The 19,686-nt window shown below is 72.4% G+C and carries 21 protein-coding genes, 1 pseudogene and 1 riboswitch; of the genes and pseudogenes, 9 read left to right on the top strand and 13 right to left on the bottom strand.

What is annotated here, in order from left to right:
- The first annotated feature begins 84 nt into the window (after window positions 1-84).
- Both AB0P07_RS31530 and AB0P07_RS31525 read left to right on the top strand, forming a co-directional pair.
- Window positions 85-747 (top strand): hypothetical protein, encoded by a 663-nt coding sequence (locus AB0P07_RS31530; RefSeq protein ID WP_365556556.1) that lies wholly within the window; start codon window positions 85-87, stop codon window positions 745-747.
- A 10-nt stretch (window positions 748-757) separates the two neighbouring features.
- Complete coding sequence (locus AB0P07_RS31525; RefSeq protein WP_365556554.1) at window positions 758-1,846, top strand: GNAT family N-acetyltransferase; 1,089 nt, start codon at window positions 758-760, stop codon at window positions 1,844-1,846.
- Here AB0P07_RS31525 and AB0P07_RS31520 read toward each other — a convergent pair.
- Both AB0P07_RS31520 and AB0P07_RS31515 read right to left on the bottom strand, forming a co-directional pair.
- Complete coding sequence (locus tag AB0P07_RS31520) at window positions 1,828-2,124, bottom strand: DUF4031 domain-containing protein (protein WP_365556553.1); 297 nt, start codon at window positions 2,122-2,124, stop codon at window positions 1,828-1,830. The two genes, AB0P07_RS31525 and AB0P07_RS31520, sit on opposite strands and share 19 nt — an antisense overlap.
- 10 nt (window positions 2,125-2,134) lie before the next feature.
- The gene (locus tag AB0P07_RS31515) at window positions 2,135-2,515 is read right to left on the bottom strand and encodes a hypothetical protein (protein ID WP_365556551.1); all 381 of its coding nucleotides are present in this window, start codon (window positions 2,513-2,515) and stop codon (window positions 2,135-2,137) included.
- Window positions 2,516-2,570: 55 nt separating this feature from the next.
- Between AB0P07_RS31515 and AB0P07_RS31510 the strand changes: the two genes are divergently transcribed.
- The 3 genes from AB0P07_RS31510 to AB0P07_RS31500 all read left to right on the top strand — a co-directional run bounded on the left by AB0P07_RS31510 (window position 2,571) and on the right by AB0P07_RS31500 (window position 5,211).
- Window positions 2,571-3,542 carry a MurR/RpiR family transcriptional regulator gene (locus AB0P07_RS31510; RefSeq protein WP_365556550.1) on the top strand — a complete coding sequence of 324 codons (972 nt, stop codon included), beginning with the start codon at window positions 2,571-2,573 and terminating at the stop codon, window positions 3,540-3,542.
- A 123-nt stretch (window positions 3,543-3,665) separates the two neighbouring features.
- A complete protein-coding gene (murQ, locus tag AB0P07_RS31505) occupies window positions 3,666-4,601 on the top strand; it encodes an N-acetylmuramic acid 6-phosphate etherase (protein ID WP_365556548.1) in 936 nt (311 codons plus the stop codon).
- Window positions 4,602-4,641: 40 nt separating this feature from the next.
- A complete protein-coding gene (locus AB0P07_RS31500; protein ID WP_365556547.1) occupies window positions 4,642-5,211 on the top strand; it encodes a hypothetical protein in 570 nt (189 codons plus the stop codon).
- 11 nt (window positions 5,212-5,222) lie between these two features.
- On the opposite strand, the pseudogene AB0P07_RS31495 reads toward AB0P07_RS31500, so the two are convergent.
- Window positions 5,223-5,817 (bottom strand): annotated as a pseudogene (locus tag AB0P07_RS31495) (dihydrofolate reductase family protein).
- An 82-nt stretch (window positions 5,818-5,899) separates the two neighbouring features.
- Here AB0P07_RS31495 and AB0P07_RS31490 point away from each other — a divergent pair.
- Window positions 5,900-6,502 carry a TetR family transcriptional regulator gene (locus tag AB0P07_RS31490; protein ID WP_365556545.1) on the top strand — a complete coding sequence of 201 codons (603 nt, stop codon included), beginning with the start codon at window positions 5,900-5,902 and terminating at the stop codon, window positions 6,500-6,502.
- Between the two features lie 25 nt (window positions 6,503-6,527).
- Here the strand turns inward: AB0P07_RS31490 and AB0P07_RS31485 are convergent, their stop codons facing one another.
- The gene (locus AB0P07_RS31485; RefSeq protein WP_365556543.1) at window positions 6,528-7,277 is read right to left on the bottom strand and encodes an SDR family oxidoreductase; all 750 of its coding nucleotides are present in this window, start codon (window positions 7,275-7,277) and stop codon (window positions 6,528-6,530) included.
- 94 nt (window positions 7,278-7,371) lie between these two features.
- On the opposite strand from AB0P07_RS31485, the gene AB0P07_RS31480 reads away from it, so the two are divergent.
- Complete coding sequence (locus AB0P07_RS31480) at window positions 7,372-7,980, top strand: TetR/AcrR family transcriptional regulator (protein ID WP_365556541.1); 609 nt, start codon at window positions 7,372-7,374, stop codon at window positions 7,978-7,980.
- A gap of 4 nt (window positions 7,981-7,984) precedes the next feature.
- Here the strand turns inward: AB0P07_RS31480 and AB0P07_RS31475 are convergent, their stop codons facing one another.
- The 8 genes from AB0P07_RS31475 to thrC form a co-directional block, all read right to left on the bottom strand.
- A complete protein-coding gene (locus AB0P07_RS31475; protein ID WP_365556540.1) occupies window positions 7,985-8,521 on the bottom strand; it encodes a hypothetical protein in 537 nt (178 codons plus the stop codon).
- 221 nt (window positions 8,522-8,742) lie between these two features.
- Complete coding sequence (locus AB0P07_RS31470) at window positions 8,743-8,919, bottom strand: hypothetical protein (RefSeq protein ID WP_365556538.1); 177 nt, start codon at window positions 8,917-8,919, stop codon at window positions 8,743-8,745.
- Between the two features lie 164 nt (window positions 8,920-9,083).
- Window positions 9,084-10,625, bottom strand: a complete 1,542-nt coding sequence (locus AB0P07_RS31465) for a carboxylesterase family protein (RefSeq protein WP_365556536.1) — start codon at window positions 10,623-10,625, stop codon at window positions 9,084-9,086.
- 33 nt (window positions 10,626-10,658) lie between these two features.
- On the bottom strand, window positions 10,659-11,789 hold the full coding sequence (locus tag AB0P07_RS31460) for an NADH:flavin oxidoreductase (protein WP_365556534.1): 1,131 nt from the start codon (window positions 11,787-11,789) through the stop codon (window positions 10,659-10,661).
- Between the two features lie 233 nt (window positions 11,790-12,022).
- Window positions 12,023-13,648 (bottom strand): chaperonin GroEL, encoded by a 1,626-nt coding sequence (gene groL / locus AB0P07_RS31455; RefSeq protein WP_061444067.1) that lies wholly within the window; start codon window positions 13,646-13,648, stop codon window positions 12,023-12,025.
- A gap of 326 nt (window positions 13,649-13,974) precedes the next feature.
- A complete protein-coding gene (locus tag AB0P07_RS31450) occupies window positions 13,975-14,178 on the bottom strand; it encodes a cold-shock protein (protein WP_004929928.1) in 204 nt (67 codons plus the stop codon).
- A gap of 406 nt (window positions 14,179-14,584) precedes the next feature.
- On the bottom strand, window positions 14,585-14,860 hold the full coding sequence (locus tag AB0P07_RS31445; RefSeq protein ID WP_125630580.1) for a MoaD/ThiS family protein: 276 nt from the start codon (window positions 14,858-14,860) through the stop codon (window positions 14,585-14,587).
- Window positions 14,857-16,149, bottom strand: a complete 1,293-nt coding sequence (gene thrC / locus AB0P07_RS31440) for a threonine synthase (protein ID WP_365556532.1) — start codon at window positions 16,147-16,149, stop codon at window positions 14,857-14,859. Before thrC ends, AB0P07_RS31445 begins: the two co-directional genes overlap by 4 nt.
- 17 nt (window positions 16,150-16,166) lie before the next feature.
- A riboswitch (SAM riboswitch) is annotated at window positions 16,167-16,314 on the bottom strand.
- 160 nt (window positions 16,315-16,474) lie between these two features.
- Between thrC and AB0P07_RS31435 the strand changes: the two genes are divergently transcribed.
- Window positions 16,475-17,419 carry a glucosyl-3-phosphoglycerate synthase gene (locus AB0P07_RS31435; protein ID WP_365556530.1) on the top strand — a complete coding sequence of 315 codons (945 nt, stop codon included), beginning with the start codon at window positions 16,475-16,477 and terminating at the stop codon, window positions 17,417-17,419.
- An 8-nt stretch (window positions 17,420-17,427) separates the two neighbouring features.
- Here AB0P07_RS31435 and AB0P07_RS31430 read toward each other — a convergent pair whose 3' ends face one another.
- On the bottom strand, window positions 17,428-18,141 hold the full coding sequence (locus AB0P07_RS31430; protein WP_365556528.1) for a hypothetical protein: 714 nt from the start codon (window positions 18,139-18,141) through the stop codon (window positions 17,428-17,430).
- Between the two features lie 147 nt (window positions 18,142-18,288).
- Here AB0P07_RS31430 and AB0P07_RS31425 point away from each other — a divergent pair, with 147 nt between their 5' ends.
- Entirely contained in the window at window positions 18,289-19,677 is a 1,389-nt protein-coding gene (locus AB0P07_RS31425) for a trehalose-6-phosphate synthase (RefSeq protein WP_102930602.1), read from the top strand.
- Window positions 19,678-19,686: the final 9 nt, after the last annotated feature.

Here is a 19,686-nt window from a genome sequence, read left to right as displayed (position 1 = left end):
GCCGGTGATCCGGCCATCAGTTCAACAGCCGGCTCAACAAATCGGTTAGAAGCTATCACGAACATTATCTGGGAGAATGGCCGCATGGCCGACCTCGACGCCCTGCGCTCCCGCTTCGCCCGCGCCCTGGCGGGAGCCACCGCTCCCGGAGCCGCCCCCGACCCCGCGCCGTACGCCGACAACCTGCTCGCCCGCTGGCAGGAGCCGCAGCGGCGCTACCACACCCTCGCGCACCTCACGGCGGTCCTCGACCACGTCGACGTCCTGGCCGAGCACGCCGACGACGCGGACGCCGTACGGCTCGCCGCCTGGTTCCACGACGCCGTCTACCTGCCCGAGCGGTCGGAGAACGAGGAGCGCTCGGCCCGGCTCGCCGAGCGCGCGCTGCCCGAGGCCGGGGTTCCGGCGGAGAGGACGGCCGAGGTGGCCCGGCTGGTGCGGCTCACCGTCACCCACGCCCCGGCCGCCGACGACCGTGACGGGCAGGTGCTGTGCGACGCCGACCTGGCGATCCTCGCCTCGCCGCCGTCGGCGTACGCGGCGTACACGGCGGCCGTCCGGGAGGAGTACCACTTCGTCCCGAACGAGGCGTTCCGCACGGGCCGGGCGGCGATCCTGCGCCAACTCCTCGACCTGCCCGCCCTGTTCCACACCCCGCACGGGCAGCGGGAATGGGAGGCGACCGCCCGCCACAACCTCACCGGGGAGCTGGAAATGCTGTCGCTGCCGGACACCCCCGAGGTCTAGCGTGCCCGGCATGCGAAGCATGGGTGGGGAACAGGTGGAGGAGGCCGTCGCGGGCGCCGTGGCCGTGCTGCGGACGGCGACGGACCGGGACTGGCCGGGCACGCGGGCCGGACGACTGGACTGGGACTGCCGGCACACGGCGGAGCACATCGCGAGCGACCTCATCGCCTACGCCGGTCAGCTGGCCGGACGCGCCACCGAGGCGTACGTCCCGTTCGAGATCGCCCTGGACGAGGGCACCGGCAACGAGGACGTGCTCCAGGTGATCGAGACGACCGGCGCGCTGCTCGCCGCCACCGTCCGCACCACCCCGCGCGAGGTGCGGGCCTTCCATCCGTACCCCTTCCGCAGCGCGAACCGCGAGGGCTTCGCCGCGATGGGGACCACCGAGGTGCTGCTGCACACCCACGACATCGCCGAGGGCCTCGGGCTGGCCTACGAACCGCCCGCCGGGCTGTGCGAGGACCTCCTCGCCCGGATCTTCCCGCACGTCCAGCCCGGCACCGACCCCTGGCGCACCCTGCTGTGGGCCACCGGCCGCGGCGACCTGCCCGGACGCGCCCCGGTCACCGAGTGGCGCTGGCGCAACAACCTGGTGGTCCCGGCCGAACGGCTCACCCTCCAGGGCGTCTCCCCCGCCGCCGCCGGCGACCTCGCCGCGGGCGGCGACGGCGGCTTCGCGTGGGTCGGGGGCGGGCCCTTCCAGGGCACCCGGGACGCCGCCGGAATGCTGCTGAAGGCGTACGAGACGGGGACGCACCGCCCGGAGTGGGGCGTCTTCGCGCTCGTCCGGCGCGAGGACGGGCGGGCGGTCGGCGGCATGGGATTCCACGGGGCGCCGGACGAGGACGGCCGGGTGGAGGTCGGCTACGACCTCGCCGAGTCGGCCCGCGGCAACGGCTACGCCACGGAGGCGTTGCGCGCGCTGTCCGCGTGGGCGCTGGCGCGGGAGGAGGTGACGTCCGTGTTCGCGACGACGGAGCCGGAGAACGGCGCGTCGCAGGCCGTCCTCGCCCGGGCCGGGTTCGGCCGGGTCGCCGTGGAGGCCGACGGGGGCGGCGACGGTGCTGGGCGGTTCGCCTACGAGCTGCGCGGCTGAGCACCGGGCAGGTGGCGGACGGCCTTCTTGCGTCGGCGCAGTCCCGCCCCGTGCAGCAGCCGCACCACCTCGCGGCTGCTGACCTCCAGCGCGCCGGCGGACACGGCGTCGGCGTACCGCTGGGCGGGCAGGTCGTAGTGGTCGCGTTCGAAGGCGCGCCGGGGGACGCCCAGGGCCGCGGCGAAGGCGTGCAGTTCGGCGTAGGAGACGTCGCTGACCAGGTGCGACCACAGGCGGCCGTGGCCCGGCCAGGTCGGCGGGTCGATGTAGACGGTCACTGCGGGAACCTCACGAGGACGTGCCGCCGGAAGTCGCGCCCAGCGAGCCGACCGCGGCGACCTTCACTCCGGCCCTGCCGCACACCCAGTGCGGGTCGGGACCCAACTCGGGCTCGACGTCCAGCGCGTGCGGGTCGCCGGAGCCGCACACCGGGCACAGCGGCCAGCGGCCGTACCGCTCCAGCAGGGCGTCCTGCACGTCCTGCGCGACCAGCCCCGCCACGAACTCCGCACCCTGAGGCCACTGCTCGACCCACCAGCGCCGCTGTACGACGGACTCCTCGACCAGCGACACGACGTCCGGCTCGGCGACCTCGCCCGCCACCAGATCGGCGAGGACGAGGGCGCGTGCGGCGTGCAGCGCCTGCTCCAGGGGGCTGATGGGGTTCATGCACCCATTGTGCGCACTCTTGACCCGCGGACCGAAACGAAAATATCTTTCATGAGTGACCGATGAAGTGAAGGAAACTTTCGCCAACGTCTCCGGGGGCCGCCGTGCCACCGGCGGCGGGAGCGCACCGCCCGCGCCCGCCGCCCTCGCCGCCAAGGTCCGCACCCTGGCGCCGTCGATGACGCGGTCCATGCAGCGGGTCGCCGAGGCCGTCGCGGGCGACCCGGCCGGCTGCGCCGCCCTCACGGTCACCGGCCTGGCCGAGCTGACCGGCACCAGCGAGGCCACCGTCGTACGCACCGCCCGGCTGCTCGGCTACCCCGGTTACCGCGATCTGCGCCTCGCGCTCGCGGGACTCGCCGCCCAGCAGCAGTCCGGCCGCGCGCCCGCCATCACCACCGACATCGCGGTCGACGACCCGATCGCCGACGTGGTCGCCAAGCTGGCCTACGACGAGCAGCAGACCCTCGCGGACACGGCTGCCGGTCTCGACACCGTCCAGCTCGGCGCGGCCGTCGCCGCACTGGCCGCCGCCCGCCGCACCGACGTGTACGGCATCGGCGCCTCCGGCCTGGTCGCCCAGGACCTCACCCAGAAGATGCTGCGCATAGGGCTCATAGCCCACGCCCCGGGCGACACGCACCTCGCCGTCACCAACGCGGTGCAGCTGCGCGCCGGGGACGTGGCCCTGGCGATCACCCACTCCGGCTCGACGGGGGACGTGATCGAACCGCTGCGGGTCGCCTTCGAGCGCGGCGCGACGACCATCGCCGTCACCGGCCGCCCCGACGGCCCCGTCACCCAGTACGCCGACCACGTGCTGACCACGTCCACCGCCCGCGAGAGCGAGCTGCGGCCGGCGGCGATGTCGTCGCGGACCAGTCAGCTGCTGGTGGTGGACTGCCTGTTCGTGGGCGTGGCGCAGCGGACGTACGAGTCGGCTGCGCCGGCGTTGGCGGCGTCCTACGAGGCGTTGGCGCATCGGCACGGGGCGCACCGCGCGGGGGCGGGGGACCGTAGGTCTTGATCATTGTGGGCGGCTGCGGGCCGAGTGCGGCTGGTCGCGCCCACGCGGCGGAGCCGCACATCGAAACGGACCCGCGCCCCTGGGTCAGTACAGGCATCGCAAGTTGAAAAGGGCCGCATTCCTATGACCTCCACCCCCCATCACCCCGATCTGCGTTCCCAGTTGGAGACGTTGGCCACTGAGGCGTTTCGGCCGGAGCTGGCCGAGATCGACCAGTTGCCGACGCTCGACATCACCCGCCTGATGAATGGCGAGGACGCCGCCGTGGCCGCCGCCGTGGCCGAGCGGCTGCCCAAGATCGCCGCCGCCATCGACGCCGTGGCCGCCCGGATGGCGCGCGGTGGGCGGCTGGTCTACGCGGGCGCCGGTACGGCCGGCCGGCTCGGCGTGCTGGACGCCTCGGAGTGCCCGCCGACCTTCAACACCGCCCCCGGGCAGGTCGTCGGCCTGATCGCGGGGGGCCCGGACGCCATGGTCACCTCGGTCGAGGGCGCCGAGGACTCCCCGGAGCTGGCCCGCGCCGACCTGGACGCCCTGGCGCTGGCCGCCGACGACACGGTGGTCGGCGTCTCCGCCTCCGGCCGCACCCCGTACGCCGTCGGCGCCGTCGAGTACGCCCGCTCGCTCGGGGCGCTGACCGTCGGCCTCGCCTGCAACCGGGACAGCGCCCTGGCCGCCGCCGCCGAGCACGGCATCGAGGTGGTGACCGGGCCCGAGCTGCTCACCGGCTCGACCCGGCTGAAGGCGGGCACGGCGCAGAAGCTGGTCCTGAACATGCTGTCGACGATCACCATGATCCGGCTCGGCAAGACGTACGGGAACCTGATGGTCGACGTCCGGGCCTCCAACGAGAAGCTGCGGGCCCGCTCGCGCCGCATCGTCGCGCTCGCCACCGGTGCCGCCGACGACGAGATCGAGCGCGCCCTGACGGCGACCGACGGCGAGGTCAAGCACGCGATCCTGGTCCTGCTGGCGGACGTGGACGGCCCGACGGCCGCCCGCCTGCTGACCGAGTCCGGCGGCCATCTGCGGGCGGCGCTGGCGTCAGCGCACGGCTGACCGCCCGGGGCCGTCGGCGCCGTGTGCGATTCTGAAGTACATGAACCACGCCCAGCTGACCGCCCTGGGCCGCGCCCTGCGTCTGATCGGTGAGCACGGCGAGGCCCTGACCGCCGACACGCCGGAGGCCAAGCTGCACGAGGTCCGCGCGGACCTGAAGCGCGCGCTGGACCAGCTGGAGGAGAGCGTCACGACGACGGCCCCCAGCACCCGCTGCCCCGAGCATCCGAACGGGCCGGTCGACCAGGGCGCCCCCGACCTGTGCCTGCTGTGCGAGACCCGCCGTCGCACGGCCCGCCGCGCCGAGTACGGCGGCGGCCCGGTGCGGCACCGGGCCGCCGAACCGGTCCAGTCCCGCTACGGCGTCCGGGGCGACCGCCCGCAGCCCCAGCAGCGCTGGCTGCCCGAGCTGTGGAACGGCCAGGCGTGGCAGCTGTGCGGCACCCCGCGCCGCGACCGCCGCGAGGCCGAGCTGTACATCGCCGCCCAGCTGCGCGGCCCGCGCGCCGCGATGGCGTACCGGATCGTCCACGAGTTCACCGACTACGAGGTGCTGCGGGTGTGGGGGACGCCGGTGCGGGTGGACATCGAGCCGATGGGCGGGCTCTGAGTCCCGCCCCCTCACCGGCGGGTGAAGCGGGTGAGCGTGACGCCGTTGGTGAAGGCGGTGCGCTCGGCGGCGTCGAACACCGTGGGGTCGAAGACGCCGTCGACCAGGGGGACGCCGGCACCGGCGACCACCGGATAGCTCTTGATCAGCAGTTCGTCGATCTCGGGCAGCAGGGCGCCCGCGAGCCTTCCGCCGCCGCACATGCCAGATGTCCAGGCCGGTGTCCTCCGCCTTGAGCTCACGGACGAGACCGAGCGGGTCGCTCGGCACGACGGTGACGGCGGGGTCCGCCTCGTCGGGCTGCAGGGTGCTCGACACCACGTACTGGCGCAGGTGCGCGTACGGGCTGGTCAACCCCTCGTCGAGGCCGGGACGGTAGCTGCCGAGTCCCATCAGGACGGCGTCGAAGTTCCGGTTGGGCACGTCCGTGAGACCGACGGCGGCGCGGGAGGCGGTCGGCACGGTCTCGGGGTAGAGCGGGTTCGTCCAGGCCGAGTAGGCGGCGGCCTGCCGTTCGTCGCCGAGCGGGAAGAAGTCGAACTCGCCGCCGGGTCCGGCGATACGGCCGTCGAGGGTGACGGCGACGTAGTACACGAGCTTGCGCAAGAAGAGCCCCTCACGCAGTACTCTGCCTGAAGTGGTCTGAACGTAGTACTACAGATGGAGTGGTGTCAATGGAGTTCTCCTCATGGTGAGGCGCAACGACGAGCGGCGCGCCGCCCTGGTGGACGCCGCGATCGAGGTACTGGCCGCACAGGGCGCCCGGGGGCTGACCTTCCGGGCGGTGGACACGGAGGCCGGCGTACCGGCCGGTACCGCGTCCAACTACTTCGCCAACCGCGACGACCTGCTCACGCAGGCCGGCGCCCGGGTCTACGAGCGGCTGCACCCCGGCGAGGCCGCCCTCGCGCGCCAGCACACGGTCCCCCGCGACCGCGACACCTACGTACGGCTGATGCGCGAACTGGTCGACCGCGTCGCCGCGTTCCGCACCGGCTACCTGGCCCTGCTGGAACTGCGCCTGGAGGCCACCCGGCGTCCCGAACTGCGCGCGGTGCTGACCGAACGCGTGCGTGAGGACGTCGCCGCCAACGTCGCCCACCACGAGGCGTCCGGCCTCCCCGGCGATGCCACGGCCGTCAAGCTGCTCATGCTCACCCTGAACTGGCTGATCGTCGAACAGCTCACCCTGCCGGACGTGTTCACCCCGGCCGAGCGCGACGAACTGGTGGCGGCGGCGGTCGACCGCATCGTGGCGCCGGAGATCGCGGCACCGGACGGGGGCCGGTAGCCCCCGTCCACCGACTCGGACCTGTTCAGATCTGGTTCTCGCCGCCGTCGACGTACCAGTTGGCGCCGAGGACGAAGCTGCTCTGGTCCGAGGCGAGGAAGGCGACCACCGCGGCGACCTCCTCGGGGCGCCCCATCCGGCCGATCGCGGTGTCCCCGGCGAGCTTCGTGTGGACGGTGGGCGCGTTCGACTCGCCGAAGAGGTTGGTGATGCCGGGGGTGTCGACCGGGCCGGGCGAGATCGCGTTGACCCGGACACCGCGGCCCTTGAGTTCGTTGGCCCAGCCCCGCGCGAAGGTGCGGACGGCGGCCTTGGAGGCGGCGTACAGACTGAACGCCTCCGCTCCGTTGTCCGCGGCGGTGGAGGCGTTCAGGATCACCGAGGCGCCGTCGTTGAGCAGCGGCAGCGCCTTCTGCACGGTGAAGAGCGTGCCCCGCACGTTGACGCCGAAGATCTCCTCGTACCGCTCCTCGGTGATCTCCTCCAGCGGCACGAGCGAGGCGGTCGCCGCGTTGGCGAAGACCACGTCGAGCCCCCGGCCGCGGGCGCGCACCGCGTCGTAGAGCCGGTCCAGGTCGGCCGGGTCCGAGACGTCACCGGCCACCGCCGTGACCCGCTCCGCGCCGATGGTCTCCACGGCCGCGTCCAGGGTGGCCTTGCGCCGCCCGGTGATGAACACGTGCGCGCCCTCGTCCGCCAGCCGCACCGCACTCGCCAGACCGATCCCCGTGCCGCCGCCGGTGACGACGGCCGTCCTGCCTTCGAGCTGTCCCATGGTGAACACCCTTCCCACTATTCGGTACCGATCGGTACGGAAAACGAACGTAGCACATCCGTACCGATCGATACGGAAGACGTAGACTGGGGTCATGGAGACGCGACGGAAGGGGCCGATCGGCCGGCCGAGGGGCTTCGACGCCGACGAGGCCCTGGAGAAGGCCATGCGGGTCTTCTGGGAGCAGGGCTACGAGGGCGCCAGCCTCACCGACCTGACCGGCGCCATGGGCATCACCCGCACCAGCATGTACGCGGCCTTCGGCAACAAGGAGGACCTGTTCCGCAAGGCGCTCGAACGCTACGAGGAGGGCCCCGCCTCCTACGTCGCCCGCGCCCTGCGGGAACCGACCGCCCGCGAGGTGGCGACCGCGTTCCTGAGGGGTGCCGTCCAGGTCAGCACCCGGCCCGACTGCCCGTCCGGCTGCCTGGGCGTCCAGGGTTCACTCGCCGCCGGGGAGACCGGACGCTGCGCCCGCGACCTGCTCGCCGACTGGCGCGAAGGGGGCGTCGAGCGGCTGCGCGACCGGTTCCGGCAGGCCGTCGACGACGGAGACCTGCCGCCCGGCACGGACCCCCTGCTCATCGCCCGGTACCTCATGACGTTCGCCAACGGCATCTCCGTGCAGGCCACCGGGGGCGCCACCCGGGAGGAGCTCCAGCGGGTCGCCGACACGGCCCTGCGCGCCTGGCCGCCCGCGTGATCCGTCAGGGGGTGCCGGGTCCGGCCGCCGCCAGGGCCGCCGCCGTCGCCTGCCGCAGGGAACGGCCGGTGATCCGGCGGTTCTCCCCGTCGGCCAGGCACGTCACGGCCCGACCCACCCATTCCGGATCGCCGAGGAGCTCAAGCCTTCCCTCATCGGTGAGCTGCCGCAGCAGGGCCTCGAGGCGGAGCGCGTCAACCGCCCGGTAGGGGCGCGTGTGCTGGTCGAAGCGCAGTTGATGGTCCTCATAGGGATCACGCAGCGTCATGTGCAGCCAGCCGCCGTCACGCGTGGCGACCATGCCCCTCAGCGTGTACAGACCCCTGTTGTTCGTGTTCCGGGGGTGCTTGCCCCAGGTGAGCCTGATGCCGTTCATGATTCTGGCCCAGGAGATCAACTGCCCCTCGGAGTCCGGCTCGTGCTGGTGGAGCCCGTCCGGGCGGAACTCCACCCAGTGGCCGTCGCTCCGCGCGGCGTCCCCGACGCGCCAACGGCCGTCGGTCAGTTCCAGCGGCCCCAGAGACATGCCGTCCTCCCCCATGCGGTCATTGAACCACGCGCGTGCGGACGCCGGTCAGGGCGTGGACCGCAGCGGCGGGGCCTGCCACGTCGTCCCGGGCGGCTGGAGCAGGGGTGACGGCTCCGGTCCGGGGTCTTCGGTGTCCACGACGCCGGCGGCCGTGCGGTCGAAACCGGCGGGCCAGCGGGTGTGCTCGCTGGCCAGGGCACCGGTCAGCCGCGCTTCGGCGAGGTCGGCGGTGCTCAGGTCGGTGCCGCGCAGGTCGGCCGGAGGTCGGCGCGGTGGAAGACCGCCTTCAGCCGGTCCGGTGCGGCGACGCTCGCCCCGGCGAGATCGTGGTCGACCACCACGCCCGGCAGGACGACGAACACCGTGCCCAGAACGGCCGGCCCCGCCGCGGCCGGCAGACCCGCCGCCACCCGGCGCCGGACCCGCCCGTCGTGCCCCGCGCGACGCCCGCCGGATGCATCCCCGTCCCCATGGGCACGGGAGCCTGGGCGCCGCCCGGAAGCCGATCAAGGGCGGCGGCGCCTCCGGCCGGGACGGGAGACGGCGAACAGGTCCGCCAGGTGTCCCCGGCCGCTCACCCCTTGGTCTTCAGCAGCGGCAGAGGTAGGAACTCGTAGCCCTCCCACAGGCGTCGGGAGGTCTCCTCCGGGTAGGGCGCGACCCTCGGTTCGGTGTCCAGGACCTGGACCAGGCGCCGCTGCGTGTCGTACGCGGGCCAGCCCGGGTCGCCGGTGCGGGCGAAGGCGGTCCAGGAGGCGCGGAAGCGGGACGACAGGGCCAGCGCCTCCTCGGACGGCTCCGCGCCGCCGAACTGGAGCCGTGCCAGGTCGGCCCGGAAGGTGCCGAAGAGCAGGGGGACGTCCAGGGCGTGACACGCGCCCAGGGCGCCGTCGAAGGCGGGTGCGGGCCAGGTCAGTTCGTAGACGTGGGCCCGGCCGCCGCCCGCGAGGTGGGCCTCGGCCAGGTGCAGGGACGGCATCGCGAACAGCCAGTCGGTCTGGACGTGTTCGTAGAGGTCGTTGGCCGACGCCTCCGGGAACGCCGCGCGGTAGGCCGCTTCGCCGCCCGGGGCGTACAGGCGCAGGGCCGCGCTCGCCCGGTCCTCGCCGATCTCGCCGAGCTTGCCCGCCAGCGCGGTGAACAGCCGGTTCTCGTCTCGGTTGTGACCGACCAGCACCTCGACGTCCCGGGCCGCGCCGGACGCCAGCGCCTGCCACGGCGCGACCGGCAGGAACTCGCCGTCCACGACCGGGGCGTACGGGGTGATCGTGGGTGCCGCCCGGCCCCAGCGGGCGACGTTGCCGGGCATCTTCGGGGCGAGGGCCTGACCGGCCTTGACGAGCCGGTCCGGGGCGATGTCCGAGAGGTCGGTGACGGTCGGACGCAGGCCCAGCTCGGCGGCCAGGTCGGTGCCGATGTCCCGGGCGAGTTCGCAGGAGAAGAACGGGCCCGGCACGCTCTGCGCGACGGCCCGGCGGAAGAGCCCGGCCGCGCGGGGCATCGCCAGCAGGGAGGCCACGGAACCGGCGCCGGCCGACTCGCCGAAGATCGTGACCTGGTCGGGGTCGCCGCCGAACGCGGCGATGTTCTCCTGCACCCAGGCGAGCGCCGCTATCTGGTCGAGCAGGCCCCGGTTGGCGGGGGCGCCCTCGATGTGGGCGAAGCCCTCCATGCCGACGCGGTAGTTGAGGGTGACGACGACGAGGTCGCCGTCGGCGGCGATACGGCGGGCGTCGTAGGCGGGGTTGCCGGAGTGGCCGAGCTTGAAGGCGCCGCCGTAGATCCAGACCATGACCGGGCGGCGGGCGGCCGGGTCGGGGGCGGGGGTCCAGACGTTGACCGTCAGCCAGTCGTCGCCCCCGGGGACGTCCGGTGGGCCGACGGTGCCCGCGGCGCCGAGGTCCTGCGGGGGCGGCGGGCCGAAGGCGTACGCGTCGCGCACGCCGTCCCAGGGGCGGGGGCGGCGCGGGGCGGCGAACCGGGCCTCGCCCACCGGGGGCTGGGCGAAGGGGATGCCGCGGAAGACGGCCAGGCCGTCCTCGGTCCGGCCGCGCACCGCGCCGGCGGAGGTGCGCACCACGGGTTCCACCGACTCGTCGGGTCCAGGGATCGTCATCCTCCGGACCCTACGCCGTGGTGCGCACCGCGCTCAGCCGAGGGTCTTCAGCGATGCCGCGTCGTAGGGGGCGAGTTCGTCGAAGCGGCCGCCGAGCACCTTCTCGGCCCACCGCGGGTCCTGGAGCAGGGCGCGGCCCACGGCGACGAGGTCGAACTCGTCGCGCTCCAGGCGGTCGAGGAGGTTGTCGAGGCCGCGCACGGGGGCACCCTCGCCCTGGAAGGCCTTGGTGAAGTCGCCGTCGAGGCCGACCGAGCCGACGGTGATGGCGGTCTTGCCGGTGAGCTTCTTGGTCCAGCCGGCGAGGTTGAGGTCGGAGTCCTCGAACTCGGGGAGCCAGTAGCGGCGGGTGGAGGCGTGGAAGGCGTCGACGCCGGCCGAGGCGAGCGGGGCGAGGACGGCCTCCAGCTCCTCGGGGGTCTCGGCGAGGCGGGCGTCGTAGGCCTCCTGCTTCCACTGGGAGTAGCGGAAGATCACCGGGAAGTCGGCGGAGACCGTCTCCCGTACGGCGGCCACGATCTCGGCGGCGAACTTCGTCCGGGCCACGGGGTCGCCGCCGTAGGCGTCGGTGCGGCGGTTGGTGCCGGACCACAGGAACTGGTCGACGAGGTAGCCGTGGGCGCCGTGGATCTCCACGCCGTCGAAGCCGATGCGCTCGGCGGCCGCGGCGGCCTCGGCGAAGGCGCCGACGACGTCGTCCAGGTCGCGCTGGGTCATCGCGGTGCCGGTGGGCTCGTCCTCGCCGATGCGCAGGCCGGACGGGCCGACGGCGGGGGCGTCCGGGAAGGGCTGGTCCCCGGCCTTGCGGACCATGCCGATGTGCCACAGCTGCGGCACGATGGTGCCGCCCGCCGCGTGCACCGCCTCGGCGACCTTCGCCCACCCGGCGAGCTGCTCCTCGCCGTGGAAACGCGGCACGCGGTCGCTCTGCCCGGCGGACTCGTGCCCGACGTAGGTGCCCTCGGTGACGATCAGGCCGACCCCGGCGGCGGCGCGGCGCGCGTAGTACGAGACCACGTCCTCGCCGGGGATGCCGCCCGGGGAGAACATGCGGGTCATCGGCGCCATCGCGATGCGGTTCGGCACGGTCAGGCCGTTGATCGTGGCGGGGCGGGCGAGGAGCTGGGCGGCGCGGGAGGCTGCCTCGGTGGGGGTGGCGGTCACTTACGGACTCCCTGGAGTAGGTACCGGGTGGTATGTGCGCACGCATTCATCGCACTCCTCGGTGAACGGCCCGGTCCGGCCCGTGCATTCCGTCCGCGGCCGCCGATCCGCCGTGACCCGGGACACATACGGCGGCCGGCCCAGAACGCGGAAAAGCCCGAGGGCGGCACCCCCCTCTCGGGGAGTGCCGCCCTCGGTCCGTGCAGGACGGTCGATCAACCGGAACCGGTCGATCAGAAGTCCATGTCACCGCCCGGCATGCCGCCCGGGGCGCCCGCCGGAGCGGCCTTCTCCGGCTTGTCGGCGATGACGGCCTCGGTGGTGAGGAACAGCGCGGCGATGGAGGCGGCGTTCTGCAGGGCAGAGCGGGTCACCTTCGCCGGGTCGATGATGCCCTCGGCGATCATGTCGACGTACTCGCCGGAAGCGGCGTTCAGGCCGTGGCCGACGGTCAGGTTGCGGACCTTCTCCACGACGACGCCACCCTCGAGACCGCCGTTGACGGCGATCTGCTTCAGCGGGGCCTCCAGGGCGAGCTTCACGGCGTTGGCGCCGGTCGCCTCGTCACCCGTCAGCTCCAGCTTCTCGAAGACCTGGGAGGCCTGGAGCAGGGCCACGCCACCACCGGCGACGATGCCCTCCTCGACGGCCGCCTTCGCGTTGCGGACGGCGTCCTCGATGCGGTGCTTGCGCTCCTTGAGCTCGACCTCGGTGGCGGCACCGGCCTTGATGACGGCCACGCCGCCGGCCAGCTTCGCCAGGCGCTCCTGGAGCTTCTCGCGGTCGTAGTCCGAGTCGCTGTTCTCGATCTCGGCGCGGATCTGGTTGACGCGGCCCTGGACCTGGTCGGCCGAGCCGGCGCCGTCCACGATCGTGGTCTCGTCCTTGGTGATGACGACCTTGCGCGCGCTGCCCAGCAGGTCCAGCGTGGCGTTCTCCAGCTTGAGGCCGACCTCCTCGGAGATGACCTCGCCGCCGGTGAGGATGGCGATGTCGCCGAGCATGGCCTTGCGGCGGTCGCCGAAGCCCGGGGCCTTGACGGCGACGGACTTGAAGGTGCCGCGGATCTTGTTGACGACCAGGGTCGACAGGGCCTCGCCCTCGACGTCCTCGGCGATGATCAGCAGCGGCTTGCCCGACTGCATGACCTTCTCCAGGAGCGGCAGCAGGTCCTTGACGTTGCCGATCTTGGAGTTGGCGATCAGGATGTACGGGTCGTCGAGCGACGCCTCCATACGCTCCATGTCGGTGGCGAAGTACGCCGAGATGTAGCCCTTGTCGAAGCGCATACCCTCGGTGAGCTCCAGCTCCAGACCGAAGGTCTGGGACTCCTCGACGGTGATGACGCCTTCCTTGCCGACCTTGTCCATGGCCTCGGCGATGAGCTCGCCGATCTGGGTGTCGGCGGCGGAGATGGAGGCCGTGGAGGCGATCTGCTCCTTGGTCTCGACATCCTTGGCCTGCTCGAGCAGGGCGGCGGAGACGGCCTCGACGGCCTTCTCGATGCCGCGCTTGAGGGCCATCGGGTTGGCGCCGGCCGCGACGTTGCGCAGGCCTTCCTTGACCAGGGCCTGGGCGAGGACGGTCGCGGTGGTCGTACCGTCACCGGCGACGTCGTCCGTCTTCTTGGCGACTTCCTTGACCAGCTCGGCGCCGATCTTCTCGTACGGGTCCTCGAGCTCGATCTCCTTGGCGATGGAGACACCATCGTTGGTGATCGTGGGGGCGCCCCACTTCTTCTCGAGGACGACGTTGCGGCCCTTGGGGCCGAGCGTCACCTTGACGGCGTCCGCGAGCTGGTTCATGCCGCGCTCGAGGCCGCGCCGCGCCTCCTCGTCGAACGCGATGATCTTGGCCATGTGAAGTGGTCCCTCCAGGACTGGGGGTGATTCCTTCGGACCGCGCCCGCGCCCGCGACGGACGGCTCGCCGGCCTTGTGGTTCCTTCCCCACCCGGCCCGCGGGCCTCACCGACCCGGTCCTTCGTTGTCACTCTCACCTTCAGAGTGCTAACGCAATGATTAGCACTCGGCATGGTCGAGTGCAAGCGCCTCTCGGGGATCGGGCCACGCGGTCAGCCACCCGCGAACAAGGGGACGGCCCGCGTCCGGGCAGGCCGAAGGGCCCGTACCCCTCGAGGTACGGGCCCTTCGGACGAAGACCGGGTGCTGCGCCGGCCGCGCGTCTCAGGCGCTGAGGCGAACCATGTCGGCCTGCGGGCCCTTCTGACCCTGCGAGATCTCGAACTCGACCCGCTGGCCTTCTTCGAGGGTGCGGTAGCCGTCCATCTGAATCGCGCTGTAGTGGACGAAAACATCCGCACCACCGTCGACCGCGATGAAGCCGTACCCCTTCTCCGCGTTGAACCACTTGACGGTGCCCTGAGCCATGCCTAACTCCCCTATTACTGGCCCTTGCACAGATCCGCACTTCGCGGACCCGGGTCAGACCTCGCCCCCCACGACTGGGGGCGTGCGCCGGAACGCGTCGACCGCGGCTGAATGTATCTGTCCAACTGCCGTCTGCAACAGGTCAATCGGACGAGAAATCTGGACGCGCCCGGTCCGGAATGTAGCGAGAATTCGCCTGAATACGGGTCAAGTCGGGGCACGCAAAGGGAACAAAAGCCGCAGAAAGGGCCCGTACTTTGGCTGCTTCTTGTCGGGCGGGCGGCAGGAATTAACGGTTCCCGTTGTGCCGATCGGGAGCGCGTTCCCCAACTCTACCGCGCTCAATCACATGGAATTGCCCCCTCCGTTTCTCTCACGGAGAGGGCAATGCGCGCTACGACCCGTATCAGCCGCCGGCGACCGCCGGGATGATCGAGACGCCCGCGCCGTCCGGCGTCGAGGTCTCAAGACCCTGCTCGAAGCGGACGTCGTCGTCGTTGACGTAGACGTTGACGAAGCGGCGCAGCTTGCCCTGGTCGTCCAGGACGCGGGCGGCGATGCCGGTGTGGTTCTTCTCCAGGTCGGAGATGACCTCACCGAGGTTGGCCCCCTCGGCGCTGACCTCGGCCTTGCCGCCGGTGTAGGTGCGCAGGATGGTCGGGATACGAACGGTCACGCTCATGCGAGGCCAGCCTCTCGGAAGGAGTCCAGGTTGGGACGGATCGTGGCGGTGAGGCCGGTGCCGGCCACCGCGTCGAGGGTCTTGAGGCCGTCGCCGGTGTTCAGGACGACGGTGGTGAGCGACGGGTCGAGCACGCCGTCCTCGATCAGCTTCTTCGTGACGCCGACCGTCACGCCGCCCGCCGTCTCGGCGAAGATGCCCTCCGTGCGGGCGAGCAGCTTGATCGCGTCCACGACCTGCTCGTCGGTCACGTCCTCCACGGCACCGCCGGTGCGACGGGCGATGTCGAGGACGTAGGGGCCGTCGGCCGGGTTGCCGATGGCCAGCGACTTGGCGATGGTGTTCGGCTTCTGCGGGCGCACCACGTCGTGACCGGCCTTGAACGCCGTGGAGACCGGCGAGCAGCCCTCGGCCTGCGCACCGAAGATCTTGTACGGCTTGTCCTCGACCAGACCGAGTTGGACCAGCTCCTTGAGCCCCTTGTCGATCTTCGTCAGCTGGGAGCCGGACGCGATCGGCACGACGAGCTGGTCGGGCAGCTCCCAGCCGAGCTGCTCGCAGATCTCGTACGCGAGGGTCTTGGAGCCCTCGGCGTAGTAGGGGCGCAGGTTGACGTTGACGAAGCCCCAGCCCTCGCCGGCCGGGTCGCCGATCAGCTCGGAGCAGAAGCGGTTCACGTCGTCGTAGTTGCCCTCGATGCCGACGAGCTCACCGCCGTAGACGGCGGCCATGACGACCTTGCCCTGCTCCAGGTCGTGCGGGATGAACACGCAGGAGCGGAAACCGGCCCGGGCGGCGGCGGCGCCGACGGCACCGGCGAGGTTGCCGGTGGAGGAGCAGGACAGGGTGGTGAAGCCGAAGGCGCGGGCGGCCTCCAGGGCCTGGGCGACGACGCGGTCCTTGAAGGAGTGCGTGGGGTTGCCGGAGTCGTCCTTGACGTACAGGCCGCCGGTGACGCCCAGCTCGCGGGCGAGGTTGTCGGCCTTGACGAGCTTGGTCCAGCCGGGGTTGATGTTCGGCTTGGTCGCGACGTCGGCCGGGACGGGCAGCAGGGGGGCGTAGCGCCAGATGTTCGCGGGGCCCGCTTCGATGCGCCCCCGCAGTTCCTCGGTGTCGTAGTCCGAGAAGTCGTAGGCGATCTCGAGGGGGCCGAAACACTCCTCGCAGGCGAACACCGGTCCGAGCGGGACCCTGTGGCCGCACTCCCGGCAGCTCAGGGCGGCGGCGGGGCCGAGGTCGACCGCGGAGGTCGTGGTGTTCGTGGCGGTTTCGGCAGTCTGCACAGCCATGGAGGCGAGGCCCTTTCTCCTCATCTTCCTCACGACGCATCTCGCCGTGAGACGGATTTGGCACCTTCCCTAGCCGGGAGCCTCGCCACGTCCGTGTGACAAGAGCCGGCTGGAGGGTTGCCGGGGCTTCATCGGGCCGTATCCCTCTGCCCCTCTGGATGAGCGGTATGAAGTTGTTCTTCGCTGGTGCGCGGCGACCCCGGCATGCGGTGGTCCCACGCGTTGTTCAAGACTGTAACCGAAGGCCACCACCGTTGAGACAGTCGTCCGTACCGCGAGATGGATCACAACGGATCACCACGGACCACGAAGGAGACCACCGGACGTGCTGGAAGAAGTCGAGCGCTGGCTGAGCGCACGCTCCTGGTCCGCCGGGGACCGGACCGTCCGGCAGCTCCTGTCCGCCAAGCACGCCACCGGGCAGTCGGTCAGCGTGGTGCTCCCCGCGCTGGACGAGGAGGCGACGGTCGGCGACATCGTCACGGTGATCCGGCGGGAGCTGGTGCTGCGGGTGCCGCTGGTCGACGAGGTCGTGGTCGTGGACTCCGGGTCGAGCGACCGTACGGCCGAGGTGGCCGCGGCGGCCGGCGCGCGCGTCGTGCACCGGGACGCGATCCTCCCCCGCATCCCCGCCGTGCCCGGCAAGGGCGAGGTGCTGTGGCGGTCGCTGCTGGTCACCGGCGGGGACATCGTCTGCTTCGTCGACGCCGACCTGCGCGAGTTCTCCGCCGACTTCGTCTCCGGGATCGTGGGCCCGCTGCTGACCGATCCGGACGTGCACCTGGTCAAGGCCATGTACGACCGTCCGCTCGGCGCAGCCCCGGGGCAGGGCGGCCGGGTCACCGAGCTGATGGCCCGCCCGCTGCTCAACATGCACTGGCCGCAGCTGGCCGGGTTCGTCCAGCCGCTGGGCGGCGAGTACGCGGCCCGCCGCTCCCTGCTGGAACGGCTCCCCTTCCCGGTCGGCTACGGCGTCGAGCTCGGCATGCTGGTCGACGCCCTGCACCTGGTGGGCCTGGACGCGCTCGCGCAGGTCGACGTCGGGGTCCGCGTCCACCGCCACCAGGACGGGCGGGCGCTGGGCCGGATGGCCGCCGCGATCTACCGCACCGCCCAGCTCCGGCTGGCCCGCGGCCACCTGGTCCGGCCGACGCTCACCCAGTTCGAGCGGGGCGTCGACGGCTTCGAGCCGCGCACCTACGCCGTGGACACCGAGGAACGGCCCCCGATGGCGGAGATCGCGGAGTACGCGGCCCGGAAGGTGGCCTGAACCCCGCCTCAGCCGGGGACGCCGTCCGACCAGCGCCACCTGCCGCCGGAGTCCTGCTCACAGGTCAGGTACTCGCCGCCGCGGCCGTGGGTGCTCAGGCCCCGGTGCTTCGTCGCGCAGAACTGGCCGTCGGCGTAGCAGTTGCCGGCCGGGCTCGTCAGCTCGCAGACACCGGTGCCGCCCCCGGTTCCACCGCCCCCGCTCGTGCCGCCGGTGCCGTCGGCCCGGGTCTTCGACGGCTTCGGGGTCGGCTTCGGCGTGTGCAGCAGGCGCCCGGCGCAGTCGCGGCCGTCGCGGGGGACGGTGAAGGTCACGGTGCCGGAGCCGCCGCTCTGCGCGCAGACCTTCTCGTCGAGACCCCAGGAGGAGGCCGGCTGCCCGGTGCCCTGGAGGAGCACGGTGTAGTCGACGTGCGCTCCCTTGGCGGCGAGGACGGCCGCCCTCATGGTGCGGCCGGTGAAGTCCGACAGCGTGGCGGCGGTCGGGGTGAAAGCCGGTGTCGGCGGCTGAGGGCTGGGAGACGCCTCGGGGGGCGGGCTGCTGCTCGGCGTAGCGGTGGCGGTCGCGGTGGCCGCCGTGGCTGTCCCCGCCGCCTTCGTACTCGCGCCGTCGCCGCCGTCGCCGCCGCAGCCCGCCAGGGCCAGCGCGCAGGCCGCGATCAGCGCCGCCGTGCCGGCGAGTCCGCCCCTGCGCGGGTGTCGCGTACGTATGCGTATGGGCATGGTTCGCCCGCCCCCCCAAGAAGTTGAAATGTTCACCGCACATCCTCAACCTGTTCACAGTTTCCACACAAGACGCGTGACCGAATCGCCGCCGACGTGACACCGGGGAACGTTTGAGGTTCGGGGGGCCGGGCTAGGTTGAGGCGTATGGCTTCAAGCTTCGGTGCTGCTCAGGTGCTGGTCGCCTCCAACCGGGGGCCGGTCTCGTACGAGGTGCGGGAGGACGGGTCGCTGCACGCCAAACGGGGCGGTGGCGGGCTCGTGTCGGGGTTGTCGGCCATCGGACCCGACGCCGGCGCGCTGTGGGTGTGCTCGGCGCTCGGCGACGGCGACCGCGAGGCGGTGCGGCGCGGGGTCGGTGAGGACGGCGTACGGATGCTGGACGTACCGGCCGACGTGCACGCGGACGCGTACAACGGGATCGCCAACAGCGTGCTGTGGTTCGTGCACCACATGCTGTACCAGACGCCCCTGGAGCCGGTCTTCGACGCGGAGTTCCGGCGGCAGTGGGCCTCCTACGAGGCGTACAACCGGGCCTTCGCCGAGGCGCTGGCCGAGGAGGCGGCCGAGGGCGCGGTCGCGATCGTGCAGGACTACCACCTGACGCTGGTGCCGGGGATGCTGCGCGAGCTGCGTCCGGACCTCAGGATCGGCCACTTCTCGCACACGCCGTGGGCCCCGGTCGACTACTTCCGGCTGCTGCCGGACGACATCGCCGAGCAGGTGCTGCGCGGGATGCTGGGCGCCGACCGGCTCGGGTTCCTCACCCGGCGCTGGGCGGACGCGTTCACCGCGTGCTGCGACGCGGTGGTGGGCGGTCTCGGCGGCACGGAGATCGGCGTGCACGGGCTGGGCGCCGACGGCGACTTCCTGCGGAAGCGGTCGCACGAGGCCGACGTCGAGGAGCGGATGGCGGAGCTGCGGGAGCAGATCGGGGAGGGCCGCCGCACGATCGTGCGGGTGGACCGCACCGAGCTGTCCAAGAACATCGTGCGGGGCCTGCTGGCCTACCGGGAGCTGCTGGCCGGGCGGCCGGAGTGGCGCGAGCGGGTCGTGCACGTCGCCTTCGCCTACCCCTCGCGGCAGGACCTCGCCGTGTACCGGGACTACACGGCCGAGGTGGAGCGGGTCGCGAACGCGGTCAACGAGGAGTTCGGCACTCCGGGGTGGACGCCGGTCGTGCTGAATCTCAAGGACGACTTCGCGCGGTCGCTGGCGGCGTACCGGCTGGCGGACGTGGCGCTGGTCAACCCCGTCCGGGACGGGATGAACCTGGTCGCCAAGGAGGTGCCGGTCGTCTCCGACGCGGGGTGCGCGCTGGTGCTGTCCCGGGAGGCGGGGGCGTACGAGGAGCTGGGCGAGGACGCCGTGGTGGTGAACCCGTACGACGTGGTGGGCACGGCGGACGCGCTGCACACGGCGCTCGGCCTGCCGGCGGGGGAACGGGCCGAACGCTCGAAGCGGCTGGCGGCCGCCGGCACCGCGCTGCCCCCGGCGCGCTGGTTCCTGGAGCAGCTGGAGGCGCTGCGGGGCTGACGGGCGGGG

Source organism: Streptomyces sp. NPDC085944 (assembly GCF_040686295.1).
In the GTDB taxonomy this organism is placed as follows: Bacteria; Actinomycetota; Actinomycetes; order Streptomycetales; family Streptomycetaceae; genus Streptomyces; species Streptomyces salinarius.
Note: the sequence above shows the minus strand (reverse complement) of the source record. Positions and strands in the feature narration are given on the sequence as shown.

Bases quoted from the DNA above. Each gene is read 5' to 3' on its own strand.
- AB0P07_RS31530 (WP_365556556.1), top strand. From the start codon at position 85: ATGGCCGACCTCGACGCCCTGCGCTCCCGCTTCGCCCGCGCCCTGGCG.
- AB0P07_RS31525 (WP_365556554.1), top strand. From the start codon at position 758: ATGCGAAGCATGGGTGGGGAACAGGTGGAGGAGGCCGTCGCGGGCGCC.
- AB0P07_RS31515 (WP_365556551.1), bottom strand. From the start codon at position 2,515: ATGAACCCCATCAGCCCCCTGGAGCAGGCGCTGCACGCCGCACGCGCC.
- murQ (WP_365556548.1), top strand. From the start codon at position 3,666: ATGACCTCCACCCCCCATCACCCCGATCTGCGTTCCCAGTTGGAGACG.
- AB0P07_RS31500 (WP_365556547.1), top strand. From the start codon at position 4,642: ATGAACCACGCCCAGCTGACCGCCCTGGGCCGCGCCCTGCGTCTGATC.
- AB0P07_RS31490 (WP_365556545.1), top strand. From the start codon at position 5,900: ATGGTGAGGCGCAACGACGAGCGGCGCGCCGCCCTGGTGGACGCCGCG.
- AB0P07_RS31485 (WP_365556543.1), bottom strand. From the start codon at position 7,277: ATGGGACAGCTCGAAGGCAGGACGGCCGTCGTCACCGGCGGCGGCACG.
- AB0P07_RS31480 (WP_365556541.1), top strand. From the start codon at position 7,372: ATGGAGACGCGACGGAAGGGGCCGATCGGCCGGCCGAGGGGCTTCGAC.
- AB0P07_RS31475 (WP_365556540.1), bottom strand. From the start codon at position 8,521: ATGGGGGAGGACGGCATGTCTCTGGGGCCGCTGGAACTGACCGACGGC.
- AB0P07_RS31465 (WP_365556536.1), bottom strand. From the start codon at position 10,625: ATGACGATCCCTGGACCCGACGAGTCGGTGGAACCCGTGGTGCGCACC.
- groL (WP_061444067.1), bottom strand. From the start codon at position 13,648: ATGGCCAAGATCATCGCGTTCGACGAGGAGGCGCGGCGCGGCCTCGAG.
- AB0P07_RS31450 (WP_004929928.1), bottom strand. From the start codon at position 14,178: ATGGCTCAGGGCACCGTCAAGTGGTTCAACGCGGAGAAGGGGTACGGC.
- AB0P07_RS31445 (WP_125630580.1), bottom strand. From the start codon at position 14,860: ATGAGCGTGACCGTTCGTATCCCGACCATCCTGCGCACCTACACCGGC.
- thrC (WP_365556532.1), bottom strand. From the start codon at position 16,149: ATGGCTGTGCAGACTGCCGAAACCGCCACGAACACCACGACCTCCGCG.
- AB0P07_RS31430 (WP_365556528.1), bottom strand. From the start codon at position 18,141: ATGCCCATACGCATACGTACGCGACACCCGCGCAGGGGCGGACTCGCC.
- AB0P07_RS31425 (WP_102930602.1), top strand. From the start codon at position 18,289: ATGGCTTCAAGCTTCGGTGCTGCTCAGGTGCTGGTCGCCTCCAACCGG.